The sequence below is a fragment of the Leisingera sp. M527 genome (assembly GCF_025141525.1).
In the GTDB taxonomy this organism is placed as follows: Bacteria; Pseudomonadota; Alphaproteobacteria; order Rhodobacterales; family Rhodobacteraceae; genus Leisingera.
Window position 1 is genome coordinate 2785241 of record NZ_CP081037.1, and the last position, 12101, is coordinate 2797341.

Annotated in this window: 15 protein-coding genes and 1 tRNA gene; 5 read left to right on the forward strand and 11 right to left on the reverse strand. The window is 62.5% G+C overall.

From position 1 onward, the window contains the following. Positions 1–11 precede the first annotated feature (11 nt). Entirely contained in the window at positions 12–908 is an 897-nt protein-coding gene (rpoH, locus tag K3555_RS13910) for an RNA polymerase sigma factor RpoH (RefSeq protein WP_259986155.1), read from the reverse strand. Between the two features lie 161 nt (positions 909–1069). Next, positions 1070–2095 (reverse strand): RluA family pseudouridine synthase, encoded by a 1026-nt coding sequence (locus tag K3555_RS13915; protein ID WP_260005753.1) that lies wholly within the window; start codon positions 2093–2095, stop codon positions 1070–1072. Between K3555_RS13915 and K3555_RS13920 the strand changes: the two genes are divergently transcribed. Further along, positions 2094–2399, forward strand: a complete 306-nt coding sequence (locus K3555_RS13920) for a DUF6476 family protein (RefSeq protein WP_259986158.1) — start codon at positions 2094–2096, stop codon at positions 2397–2399. The genes K3555_RS13915 and K3555_RS13920 overlap by 2 nt on opposite strands. A gap of 10 nt (positions 2400–2409) precedes the next feature. Here the strand turns inward: K3555_RS13920 and K3555_RS13925 are convergent, their stop codons facing one another. After that, entirely contained in the window at positions 2410–2991 is a 582-nt protein-coding gene (locus K3555_RS13925) for a hypothetical protein (protein WP_129371557.1), read from the reverse strand. 155 nt (positions 2992–3146) lie between these two features. Here K3555_RS13925 and K3555_RS13930 point away from each other — a divergent pair, with 155 nt between their 5' ends. Then, the gene (locus tag K3555_RS13930; RefSeq protein ID WP_260005754.1) at positions 3147–3503 is read left to right on the forward strand and encodes a hypothetical protein; all 357 of its coding nucleotides are present in this window, start codon (positions 3147–3149) and stop codon (positions 3501–3503) included. A 348-nt stretch (positions 3504–3851) separates the two neighbouring features. Here the strand turns inward: K3555_RS13930 and K3555_RS13935 are convergent. Together K3555_RS13935 and K3555_RS13940 are read right to left on the reverse strand one after the other, a co-directional pair. Next, positions 3852–3928: transfer RNA gene (locus K3555_RS13935), tRNA-His, on the reverse strand. 171 nt (positions 3929–4099) lie between these two features. Continuing rightward, on the reverse strand, positions 4100–4606 hold the full coding sequence (locus tag K3555_RS13940; protein WP_260005755.1) for a GNAT family N-acetyltransferase: 507 nt from the start codon (positions 4604–4606) through the stop codon (positions 4100–4102). 89 nt (positions 4607–4695) lie between these two features. Here K3555_RS13940 and K3555_RS13945 point away from each other — a divergent pair, with 89 nt between their 5' ends. Further along, positions 4696–4881 (forward strand): DUF6324 family protein, encoded by a 186-nt coding sequence (locus K3555_RS13945; RefSeq protein ID WP_044008416.1) that lies wholly within the window; start codon positions 4696–4698, stop codon positions 4879–4881. A 170-nt stretch (positions 4882–5051) separates the two neighbouring features. On the opposite strand, the gene K3555_RS13950 is transcribed toward K3555_RS13945, so the two are convergent. The 5 genes from K3555_RS13950 to ribB form a co-directional block, all read right to left on the reverse strand. Then, entirely contained in the window at positions 5052–5546 is a 495-nt protein-coding gene (locus K3555_RS13950) for an MmcB family DNA repair protein (protein ID WP_260005757.1), read from the reverse strand. 350 nt (positions 5547–5896) lie between these two features. Continuing rightward, positions 5897–6226: a hypothetical protein gene (locus K3555_RS13955; protein ID WP_259994199.1), complete on the reverse strand. Its 330-nt coding sequence runs from the start codon at positions 6224–6226 to the stop codon at positions 5897–5899. A gap of 168 nt (positions 6227–6394) precedes the next feature. Next, entirely contained in the window at positions 6395–6877 is a 483-nt protein-coding gene (gene nusB, locus K3555_RS13960) for a transcription antitermination factor NusB (RefSeq protein ID WP_259986167.1), read from the reverse strand. Then, complete coding sequence (locus tag K3555_RS13965) at positions 6874–7425, reverse strand: 6,7-dimethyl-8-ribityllumazine synthase (protein WP_129371563.1); 552 nt, start codon at positions 7423–7425, stop codon at positions 6874–6876. The genes nusB and K3555_RS13965 overlap by 4 nt, the downstream gene beginning before the upstream one ends. Before the next feature lies 1 nt (position 7426). Then, on the reverse strand, positions 7427–8554 hold the full coding sequence (ribB, locus tag K3555_RS13970) for a 3,4-dihydroxy-2-butanone-4-phosphate synthase (protein WP_259986168.1): 1128 nt from the start codon (positions 8552–8554) through the stop codon (positions 7427–7429). A 194-nt stretch (positions 8555–8748) separates the two neighbouring features. Between ribB and K3555_RS13975 the strand changes: the two genes are divergently transcribed. Beyond that, the gene (locus tag K3555_RS13975; RefSeq protein ID WP_260005759.1) at positions 8749–9801 is read left to right on the forward strand and encodes a proline racemase family protein; all 1053 of its coding nucleotides are present in this window, start codon (positions 8749–8751) and stop codon (positions 9799–9801) included. Between the two features lie 164 nt (positions 9802–9965). Here the strand turns inward: K3555_RS13975 and K3555_RS13980 are convergent, their stop codons facing one another. Continuing rightward, positions 9966–10553, reverse strand: coding sequence for a riboflavin synthase (locus K3555_RS13980; RefSeq protein ID WP_260005761.1), 588 nt, complete (start codon positions 10551–10553; stop codon positions 9966–9968). Positions 10554–10716: 163 nt separating this feature from the next. Between K3555_RS13980 and K3555_RS13985 the strand changes: the two genes are divergently transcribed. Continuing rightward, positions 10717–12009, forward strand: coding sequence for a capsule biosynthesis protein (locus K3555_RS13985; RefSeq protein WP_260005765.1), 1293 nt, complete (start codon positions 10717–10719; stop codon positions 12007–12009). Positions 12010–12101: the final 92 nt, after the last annotated feature.

A 12101-nucleotide genomic window follows, 5' to 3' on the forward strand; every position in this document is an offset into this window, starting at 1 on the left:
GGGCGCTGGGATCAGGCGCCAGTCAGCATTCCTTTTTCGCTCGCCAGATCGCGCATCTTTTTCTGCAGCTTTTCAAACGCCCGCACTTCAATCTGACGGATCCGCTCGCGGCTGACCTTGTACTGCGTGCTCAGCTCCTCCAGGGTCACCGCCTGATCCATAAGACGGCGCTGGGTCAGAATGTCCTTCTCGCGGTCGTTAAGCACATCCAGTGCCGCAGTCAGCAATTCCCGGCGCGCCTCCAGCTCATCCCGGGCTTCGTAATCGCCGGCCTGGTCGGCATCTTCGTCTTCCAGCCAGTCCTGCCATTGCATCGTGCCTTCGCCCTCGGAACCGACGGTGGCATTAAGCGACGCATCACCGCCCGACATGCGGCGGTTCATCGAGATCACCTCGTCCTCGGTCACGCCAAGGTCGGTTGCGATCCGCTTGACATTCTCGGGCCGCAGATCGCCATCTTCCAGCGCGCCGATGCGGGCCTTGGCCTTGCGCAGGTTGAAGAACAGTTTTTTCTGCGCCGACGTGGTGCCCAGTTTGACCATCGACCAGGACCGCAGGACATATTCCTGGATCGACGCACGGATCCACCACATCGCATAAGTCGCCAGCCGGAAACCTTTTTCCGGATCGAATTTCTTAACCGCCTGCATCAGGCCTACATTCGCCTCGGAAATCACTTCGGCCTGCGGCAGGCCATAGCCGCGGTAGCCCATGGCAATCTTGGCCGCGAGCCGCAGATGGGAGGTCACCATCTTGTGCGCGGACTTTGCGTCCTGCTCCTCGACCCAGCGCTTGGCCAGCATGTATTCCTCTTCCGGCTCCAGCAGTGGAAACTTGCGGATTTCCTGGAGATACCGGTTCAGACCGCCTTCGGGCGTCGGGGCAGGCAGGTTTGCATAATTCGCCATATAAAGTGTCCCTCCCATAATGTATAAGGACTTAACATTAGCGCATATGTGTTAGCGCCAAATCCTTTTCAAGGACCGCTTAAGGAATTGTTGTATGTTAACCCGCCGGAATGCGTCTGTGAATTGCATCACAGGCGTGAACACGCTTATTTGCCGGCAATTTACTGGCGCAACGCCGCCAGCAATTCCGCCATATCCTGCGGCAGCGGCGCCTCAAACCTGAGCGGTGCGCCCGTCACCGGGTGATTGAATCCCAAGACAGCGGCGTGAAGCGCCTGGCGCGGAAACTGCTGGACGGCCGCATGCGCGGCTTCGCTCAAGGCCTTGGCCGCCAGTTTGCGGCGCCCGCCATAGGTGGGATCCCCCACCAGCCCGTGACCGGCGTGGGCCATATGCACCCGGATCTGATGGGTGCGTCCGGTTTCCAGCCAGCACTCAACCAGCGCCGCGCAGGCCGGGTTGCCGAAACCCTCGCAGATGCGGGCCCGGGTCACCGCATGGCGGCCGCCCTGGAACAGCACCGCCTGGCGCTGCCGGTCAGTTTTGTGGCGGGCCAGCTGGGTGGTGAGCTTGAGGATATTGCCCGGCTCGAAGCTGGCCCCTTTGACACCGCGCAGCCGCGGGTCGTTGCCATCCGGCACGCCATAGCAGACCGCTTGATAATAGCGCTCCACCGTGTGTTTTTCGAATTGCACGGCCAGCCCCTGGTGGGCGGCGTCGGATTTGGCCACAACCAGCAGGCCGCTGGTCTCCTTGTCGATCCGGTGCACGATGCCAGGGCGCTTGACGCCGCCTACGCCCGACAGGTTGCCGCCGAAATGATGCAGCAGCGCATTGACCAAAGTGCCTGAGGGGGAGCCCGGCGCCGGATGCACCACCATGCCGGAGGGTTTATTGATGACGATCAGGTCATCGTCCTCAAAGACAATCTCCAACGGGATGTCCTCGGGGCCGATATGGCTGTCTTCTGCCTCCTCCACGGTGATCGCGATCTGCGCGCCGGCCTCAACCTTGGCCTTGGCGTCCTGCACCACGGCGCCGTCCACCGTCAGCGCGCCCTCTTCGATCAGCCGGGCCAGACGGGTGCGCGACAAAGACGCCTCCCCTGGCACATCGCGCGAAACCGCTTTATCAAGCCGCTTAGGCGGGTTTTCCGCGATGACAAATTCAATCCGGCGGCTGCCCATGACTGATCCTTCCGAGACCGAAATCCAAACGGAGCCGCCGCAGATCCGGTTCCTGCGGCGGCTGGTGACCACGCTGACCGTGGTGATGATTGGCGGGCTTGTAGTGATAATCTCGCTGCTTGTCATCCGCTTGCAGGCAGGCGATGCGCCGCTGCCTGCAGAAATCGCCCTGCCCGACGGGATAAAGGCCGAGGCGGTCACACTGGGACGCGGCTGGATAGCTGTGGTCAGCCAGGACAACCGCATCCTGATTTTCGACCGCGAGTCCGGTGCGCTGCGCCAGGAAGTGCGGATCAAGGACTAGCCCCGCGGGGTCAGGACCTGAGCAAAACCTTGTTGGAATCGATTGCCGCGGCAATCTGGGCGTATTGCGCCTGCCGCTCCTGTGCGGATTCCGCGCTGCGCAGCAGAACTGTGCCTGCGTCTTCGAATATGCGCACGGCTTCCCGGTTCACTGCAGCCTGCGCGGACGGTCTGACAGGCGTCAGCGGCCGGGTGGTGCGTTCAGCCGGGTTTGCGGAACTGGTGACGCTGACCCGGCTCCGGCCCGGGTCGCTGTTCTGGCGGGCCAGCCGCTTGAGCCGGGCCGAGGTGTCTTGCAGCACATCGCGCACCTCGTCGTAATCAGTGCCCGCCGGAATGCCATCTGCAGCCGCTTCCAGCCGTTCAGAGAGGCAATCGACCTGCAGCGCCGAATCACCGGTGGCGCGGCAAAAGGCCTTGGCAGCGGACAGGGTGCCCAGCAGCTCGGTCAGAAAGGCAGCCGAACCGAATTCTCCGGCCGGAACCACGACTGTATAGGTCAGGGGTCCAGCGCCCTGTGCCAGTGCGGGTGCTGCGGCCAGACCCAGGCAGGAAACCCCTGCGGTCAAGCTCTTGGCGGCTGTCTTAAACATATCGTTACCCTCGCATATCCCCGAAAAACCACGCATAGCGGTGCGGCAGCTGCGCGGCATCTCGCCGGAACATCGCCGCTGCAGCGCCGCCGTGTTGCCTGGCGCCCGGGCCTTCATTAACCTTAAGATGTTCCAAAGCATAAGGTTGTTTTATCATGTACACCAGTATCTTGCGGGCAGCGGCATTGATTGTCCCCCTGTCTTTTGCCGCACAGCCCGTATTTACCCAGACCGCGGACGCCGCATTGAACGAAGCCAAGCGGCGCGTGGCCTGCGGTGCCGGTGTTCCGGTCTCCGCCACCTATCTGGCAAACGGCACGCTGCAGGTGACCTGCCAGGCACAGGGCGCCGAGGCCGTGGCCCAGGCCGCAGCAAGCGGCCTGCCGGAAACCGGACTGTCCGCCGGAGCCGCCGCCGGAGCGGTTGCAGGGGTGTTGTTCCTGGTTCTGATCGCCGATGACGATAATGGCACATCCACAACAACGACCACGACCACAAGCACAACCGATTGAGGCCAGGCCCCTTTTGTCCGTTCTGCTTGAGCACATCTTTTGCGCGCTCCAGCAGAGCGGCATGCACCGGCCGGCACAGCGCCACTGCTTAAGCCTGCCCCGCTTGCAGAAGATCAAAGGACCGCGCAGAATTGCGCGGCCAAAAGGCTAATTCCCGAAAAAAGCACCACAACCGCAGTCCCGGCTGTTGGCGCCCGACGGGAGGCGTGAACAAGCCGGCCGTTCAGCGGCCAGGGAAACCTGGGCTGGTGGCGGGAACCCGCAATAGAATTGAGACTGCAAAAACCGTGCCCGGCAGAAACGCCGGACTGCTGCCGCAGCTGATATTGCCCAGGGTGTTTGATTGAGTGGTACCACCTCCCCGGCTCGAACGGGGGACCTCCTGATCCACAATCAGGCGCTCTAACCTACTGAGCTAAGGCGGCACTGTGGGGTCATTTATAGCACGTCCTGGAGGCGTGCAAGAGGTTTTTTTGCCTTTCCGCTGCAGAAACCTGCCCCTTTTGATTGTGCGGCTCAACGGTCCGGACCCGCCATGACACGCGGCTGAAAATTATCCGCAACCGTTTGCAATCATGCGCAATTTCACGCTGCACTTAGGGCGCTTTGCCGTCTGAAACCGGAAAAGACAACCGCCAGGTTTGCTCCACCAGATCCTGGCCATAGCTGTGCACCGGATAGCTGTCCGTCAGCTGCCAGCCGAAAGCCCGGTAAAGCGCGCAAGCAGTCTGGTGGCTTTCATGGGTTTTCAGCATCATGCCCCGGTACCCGGCTGCTCGGGCAAACTCCATGCATTCCCGCAGCAGCCGCTTGCCCAGCCCCTTGCCGCGCGCCGCAGGCGTCAGCAGGAACAGCCGCAGCTGCGCTGTGTCGGCATCCTTTTTCATGCAAAACACCGAACCCAGCCGCTCGCCGCCGCTTTCCGCCAACCAGCCGCGTTCGCACGCCGGGTCGTGGCCTGCGCAGAAACTGTGCAGAATATCGGCGACCAGCGGTCCGAAAGTTTCATCAAACCCGGCCTCGCGGGCGTAAAGATCCTGGTGGCGGGCCGCCAGCCAGTGCATGTCGGAAGGAGCGAATCGGCGCAGGGTCACATCCATCATGCAAACAGCATAGCGCAAAGCCGGCTTGCGTTTCAGCCTGCCCCGGGCTAGCACCAGCTGCAATCCGCTGACCGGCATTGGAGTGTGCAATGAGTATCAACACCGAACGCGACATTGAGGCAAACATGCAAATCGGTCCGACCGATCAGGGTATGGTGCGGATTTTCATTGATACCGGCAGCGTTGAAATCCCGATGGACTTTGACCCGGAAGAAGCCGAGGAGATCGCCGAAGAGATCCGCGCCGCGGCACAAGCCGCGCGCAGCGTCAAGTAACGCAGTCTTTCCGGCACTCCGCACCCGCCCTTCCGCGCTGCGCCCGATTGCCGGGCAAAGCGGCGCAACAAGCGCCGGCAGCGTGCCGCAGGCACGCTGCCTGGCCCAAGGCCGCCAAGGGGTTCCGGCGCAGCCGGGGCACCTGCGGGCGCGGGAGCAGCCGCCAGCGCTCAATCCTGCTGCTCTTGATCTCCTGCCCCATCTCCTGCCCCGCCCAGCAGCTGCCCGTCCCGGCCCGGGCGCGGGTCACGCAGGGCCTGCAGGCGGCGGACGGAATCCATCGCGAACTTCTGGATCAGTTTCCTGCGGCGCGCCGGCGGCAGTTTGTCCTCCGGCGCCATGCGGATGATTTCGGCATCATACGGGTCTGCAATAATCAGCCCGGTGCCGTCCGGCAGCAGCTCGGTTGGAAACGCCAGGTCCACCGCCCAGAAAAAGCGGTCGCACCACTCCAAATAACCCTCCCACTTGCTGTCGGACTGGAAATCAGCGCGGCTGGACTTGCACTCGACCACCCACAGCTCCCCCTTGGGGCCCAGCGCCATCACATCAACGCGCAGGCCGCGGGCCGGCACAAACTCCTCCAGCGGCGCATAGCCCAGCGAGCGCAGATAGCGCGACACCCCGCGGGCGAGTTTCTGTCCAGGCTGCAGATCATTCATCATACAGGCGAATGTGAACAATCAGGGAACAAGTTGCAATCCTGCGGTTTTATCCGGAAACAACCCGCCAGCACCGCGTTCCCCTTGTAACAGCGGGCCGGGCAGACTACTTACGGCATTGGCGGGTTCTGCCCTTCTTGTGACAGGCAGCATTCCAGTGGCCTTAAGCAATTCCACGGGAGCTGGCTCTGTTCGGACCCTGGTCCGTTTACCTGGCGCCCACCTGTACAAACAGGTCCCCGGGAATCAAAGCCGCACGGTTGATTGGTGGTCCCGCCGCATTTTCCCTTACCGCCAAAGAAAAACCGCGCCTTCCGGATGGAAAGCGCGGGCGGATTGCGTTTTGCAATGCTTCAGCGGCGGCTGCGCAGCTGACGCTCACGCTGGGACGGCTCGTCAGCCGGTACACGCACCGGCTGGAATTCATTAACCACCGGAGTGCCGCGGCGGGGCCCGCCATCCTTTTCGGCCATGGCCATCACCGCCCAGGCAAACTGCACACCGGCAAAGACGATGCCATGCATGAACCACAACAGGAATACCGCCAAGAGGCCCGCGTCAGATGTGGAAACCAGCCCCCAAAGGTTCATTACATTGAACCAAAGCAGCATTGCCACAAATACAGCAGCAATGCAGAAGCCGATCACGACGTTGCGGATATACATCTTCACCAGTTCAGGCATCTGAGTCCTCCAGATATGCAATAGGAGGTTATCAGTCTTTGCAGCGCCGTCCAGCGCTTCCGGAAAAATGAGCGGAATTTGCCGCACCCTTTGCGATTGGCAGTTTCCCAAAGAAAAAGGCGCACTCTGCAGCGCGCCCTTTTTCCATCGAAGTCCGGAATTACCGCCTTAGAAGGCTTCCGGTTTTGCTTCGCGTGCCATGTGGTCCAGCACCGCGTTGACGAATTTCGGCTCTTTGCCCTCGGGAAAGAAGGCGCGGGCGATGTCGACAAACTCGTTGATCACCACTTTGGGCGGGGTGTCGGATTGCGTCAGCTCGGACCCCGCGGCGCGGAACAGCGCGCGCAAGGTGGGATCGATCCGGGCAATCGGCCATTTCGCCACCAGGGCGCGGTCGGTCATCTGGTCGATCTGCGCCTGGTGGTTCACGGCTTCGCGTATCAGCTTGCGGAAGATTTTGTTATCCCCCTCCGCCATCTCGTCACCCTCATAGACAGCGCCAAAGCGGTGGTCCTCAAACTCGACGATCACCTTGTCAAAGGTGAGGCCGCTGTGTTCCATCTGGAACAGCGCCTGCACAGCGTAAAGCCGCGCTGCCGATCTCATCTGATTCTTGCCATTGCCCTTGGGGCGGCTGTCCTGGGTGCTCATACGCTGGTGGATCCGTTGTCTGTACCGGCGACCTGGTACGCCCCTGTGGGCGCCTTGAAACCGATGCCTTTGGTCTGGGCGCCCCACTTACGCGTGAGTGCGATCAGATGCAAGGCCGCAGCTGCCGCACCGCCGCCTTTGTTCTGATCGGCCGTATCAGCCCGCACTTCGGCCTGTTTGCGGTTCTCCACCGTCAGGATGCCGTTGCCGATGCACAGGCCCTGCAGCCCCATCAGCTGGATCGCGCGGCTGCTGTCATTGCAGACGGTGTCATAATGGGTGGTCTCGCCGCGGATCACGCAGCCCAGCGCCACGTAGCCGTCGAAATTCGAGGTCCGGTCGGCGATTGCAATCGCTGTCGGCACTTCCAATGCGCCGGGCACTTCGACGATCTCGAAAGTTCCGCCTGCGGCTTCGATCTCGGCTGCGGCGCCGGTGACCAGATTGTCGGCGATATCCTTGTAATAAGGCGCGACAACAATCAGCATCTTCACCGGCTTGTCGAACTCGGCGCGCGGCAGGGTGTAGTGGGTTTCATGTCCAGCCATATCAATCGTCCTTCAGAATGGGGCGGCTGCCGGTGATGGACAGCCCATAGGCATCCAGCCCGACATATTTGGTCGAGGGCGAATCGGTCAGCAGAACCAATTCGTTCAGCCCCAGGCTTGACAGGATCTGCGCGCCGATGCCGGTCTGTTTGATGGTCACGGTCCGCGCGCCGTCTTCCTCATTGGCATAAAGCGCGTTGCGGGGCTGGCGGAACAGGGTCACCACACCGCGGCCCTCTTCGGCGATGATCTCCATCGCGCGGGGCAGCTGGCGGGCTGATTTCGGGCCAAGACCCAGGATGTCCGTTGCCTCATGCAGCGCATGGGTGCGCACCAGCACCGGCTCCGGCGTGGTAATGTCGCCCTTGATCATCACCACATGCTCAATGCCGTGGGTCTGATCGGTAAACAGCCGCATCTCCCACTCGCCGCCGATTTCCGAGGTCACGGTCTCGCGCGAGGTTTCCGTCACCAGATTGTCGTTGCGGGCGCGGTAGGTGATCAGGTCGGAAATGGTGCCGATCTTCAACCCGTGCGTCGCGGCGTATTCCACCAGATCGGGCAGACGTGCCATGGTGCCGTCTTCCTTCATGATCTCGCAGATCACCGACGACGGGTATTGACCTGCCAGCCGGGCCACGTCGCAGCCGGCCTCGGTATGGCCTGCACGCACCAGCACCCCGCCCCGGCGCGCGCGCAGCGGAAAGACATGGCCGGGGGTGGCGATGTCGGCGGCGGTGTTATCGGGATCAATGGCAGTGGCCACGGTCAGCGCCCGGTCGGCGGCAGAGATGCCGGTGGACACGCCTTCGCGCGCCTCGATCGAAACTGTGAAAGCAGTCTCATGGCGCGACGAATTGTGCAGCGCCATCATCGGGAGGCCCAGTTCCTCGATTCGATCGGCAGGCAGGGTCAGGCAGATCAGCCCTCGGCCGTGGGTGGCCATGAAGTTGATCGCCGCCGCATCGGCAGCTTGCGCCGGGATCACCAGGTCGCCTTCGTTTTCGCGGTCCTCGTGATCGACCAGGATGAACATACGGCCTTGGCGGGCCTCCTCAATGATGTCTTCAATCGGGCTGATGGCATTGCGCAATTGCGCCTCAACCGGCCCCGGTGTTTCAAAGCTCATGTAGCAGCCTTTCGATGCGCAAAGGCAGCACGCCTGGCGCTGCGGGTTCTTTCCCTGCCAGATAGCCCACAGACGGGGCAAATGCCAGTCCCGCAAACGGCACCGAGGGGTCTGGACGCGGCCTGTGCACCTGTGCACAAATGATTTTGGATCCAATCCATAGGTCCGGGGTTACATCGGGAAGGGAGAGACAGATGCGCGCATCCCGCATTATCCAGGCGGTTGAGGCTCATGCCGAGGGCGAGCCGGGCCGGGTGATCACCGGCGGCATGCCGCTGCTGAAGGGCCGTTCGGTGTTCGAAAAGATGCAGGACATGGCGGCCAATCATGATGATATCCGCCTGCAAATGCTGCGCGAGCCGCGCGGCAATCCGGGGCTCTGCGGCAATGCGATTGTGCCGCCCTGCCATCCGGAAGCGGACGCCGGGTTCATCATTTTCGAGCAGACCGAATACCCGCCAATGTCCGGCTCCAACACCATCTGCGTGGTGACAGTGCTGCTGGAGACCGGCGTGGTGGCGATGGTGGAACCGGTGACCGAGCTGGTGCTGGAGGCGCCCGCCGGGCTGATCCGGGTGCGGGCCGAATGCCGGGATGGCAAGGTGACGCGGGTGGAGTTTGAGAATGTGCCGGCCTTTGCGGTGCATCTGGACGCGCCGGTTGAGGTTGCGGGGCTTGGCACTGTCACCGTGGATGTGGCCTGGGGCGGGATGTTCTTTGTGCTGGCCGAGGCCGGGAGGCTGGGGATTTCCCTCGATGCAGACAATGGAGCAGAGATCGTGCGGGTGTCGGAAGCGATCCGCCATGCCACTGCCGAGCAACTGCCCGTAGCGCATCCGGAAAACCCCGGGATCACAGGGCCTACGATCACCAACCTGTGGGGCGCGCCGGCGACGCAAGGCACCCACGGCCGCGGCGCCATCACGATTTCAACAGGCCCGTTCGACCCGAAGCGCCCGCAAGACGCCAGCGGTATCCTGGACCGGTCGCCCTGCGGCACCGGCACCTGCGCCAAGATGGCGGTGCTGCATGCGCGCGGACAGCTGGAGATCGGGCAGGACTATGTGAACGCAGGACCACTGGGCACCACGTTCACCGGGCGTATCACAGCAGAGACGCAAATCGGGCCATACAAGGCCATCATCCCCACCCTGTCCGGCCAGGGCTGGATCTACGGGCTGAGCCATTACACGCTGGATCCCAGCGACCCGTTCCCGGCAGGCTATACCGTTGGAGATATGTGGTGACGCGCGCCGCCCCGGCGGCGCGCCATGCCCAACGCCTTGGGGAGCACTTCAGTGCTGCTCAAGGGGGCGGGAGCGTTTGTATGTGGCAGGATGAGGGGCGCTGCCCCTCGGCCTTACGGCCTCACCCCGGAGTATTTTTGGAAAGATGAAGAGGCTGCGCCGTTTTAGCCGGCTTCCTGCAGACGCGCGACGTAGCGGGCCAGGGTGTCGATTTCCAGGTTGATGCGGTCCCCGGTTTTCACATCGCCCCAGGTGGTGACCTCCTTGGTGTGCGGGATGAAGTTGATACCGAAATCGCAGCCGTCCACGTCATTCACCGTCAGCGAAGCGCCGTTCAGGGCAACCGATCCTTTGGAGGCAATGAAGCGGGCCAGGTCCTGCGGCGCGCGCAGGGTGACGCGGGTGCTGTCGCCCTCGTCTTCCATCTTCACCACTTCGGCAACACCGTCCACATGGCCGGACACGATATGGCCGCCCAGCTCGTCGCCCACTTTCAGGGCACGCTCCAGATTGACCCGCTTGCCCGTAGTCCAGCTGTCCAGGTTGGTCTTGGAGACGGTCTCGGCCGAGACTTGCACGTCATACCAGTCTTCACCCAGCGCGATCACTGTCAGGCAGACCCCGTCAGAGGCAATGGAAGCGCCGATATCAATGGCCGCCGTGTCATAAGAGGTGCGGATGCGGGCGCGCAGGTCGCCTTGCTGCTCCAGTTCGGCGATGGTGCCTACGTCCGTGATAATGCCTGTAAACATGGGTCCGTTCCCCGCAGATGATGTGCCAATGCTGCCGCAGAGGTAGCCAAGCCGCGCGCGCTCCACAAGCCCCGGCTTGCCTTACCGCCCCTCGCGGCCATAGTTTCGCCCCAGTCAATTGTTAATCAATCCTTGAGATAGCCACCGTATTTTTGACACCGGGATGTCACGCCACCTGATGAAACACCGCAGCTTTCTGTTCCTGCAAGGTCCGCACGGGCCGTTTTTCGCCGCCCTTGGACGATTGCTGCGGGCCGCGGGCTGTGATGTGGCCCGGGTGGGGTTCAATGCGGGCGATCAGGCCTTCTGGCGCGGCAAAGACAGTTACTTGCCCTTCACCGGCAGCCCTGAAGATTGGCCGGAGGTGTTGGCCGGGCTGCTGGAAAGCCGCAGCATCACCGATATTGTGCTGTATGGCGACACCCGCCCGATTCACGCCAGCGCGATCAAAGCCGCGCAGCAACGCGGTATCACCGTGCATGTTTTCGAGGAAGGCTATCTGCGCCCCTATTGGGTGACTTATGAACGCGGCGGCGCCAATGGCCATTCGCGGCTGATGGAGATGGGTGTTTCGCAAATGCAGCAGGCGCTGGCGCTGTCCGACATGGAGGCGCCGCTGCCCCCCGCACACTGGGGCGATATGCGCCAGCACGTGTTTTATGGCGCGCTGTACCATTGGTTCGTGATGTTCCGGAATGGCAAGTACCGCAGTTTCCGGCCGCACCGGTCATTGACGGTGACCAAGGAATTCCGGCTGTATCTCAAGCGGTTGCTGCTGATGCCGGTCCAGGCGCTGGAGCGGCGGCTGGCAGAGCGGCGGATCCGCAATGGCGGGTTTCCCTATCATCTGGCGCTTTTGCAGCTGGAGCATGACAGTTCCTTTCAGATGCACTCGCCATTCTCCAGCATGGGCGAGTTTCTGGAAGAAGTGATCCGCGGCTTTGCCGAAGGCGCCCCGCGGCACCATCATCTGGTGATCAAGGCGCATCCGCTGGAGGACGGCCGTGCCCAAGTGCGCCGGAGCCTGCGCCGGCTGGCGCGCGAGCACGGCATCGAAGACCGGGTGCATTATGTGCGCGGCGGTAAACTGGCACAGCTGCTGAACGAGGCGCGCACCGCGGTGACCGTCAATTCCACCGCCGGCCAGCAGGTGCTGTGGCGCGGCATTCCGCTGCGGGTGTTCGGACGCGCGGTTTACGGCAAGCCGGAGTTTGTGTCCGAGCAGCCCCTGGCGGAGTTTTTTGCCGCCGCCAGCCGCCCGGACAGCCGCGCCTACAAGGATTACCGTCGGTTCCTGCTGGAAACCTCGCAGGTGCCCGGCGGCTACTATTCCCGCGAGGGGCGGCGCCAGCTGCTGCGCCAAGTGGCGGACATGATGCTGGCGGACGAGGACCCCTATGACGCGCTGCGCCTGGGCACAGCGGCTCCGCGGCAACAGTTGCGTCTGGTGACCTGATACAGCTGCGCCCAAAGACTGGATTTTTCCCTGCTGGCAGGTTAGGTTGCCCCTAAAACTTGAGGCAAACAATAATTGGTCGAGGAGACCGA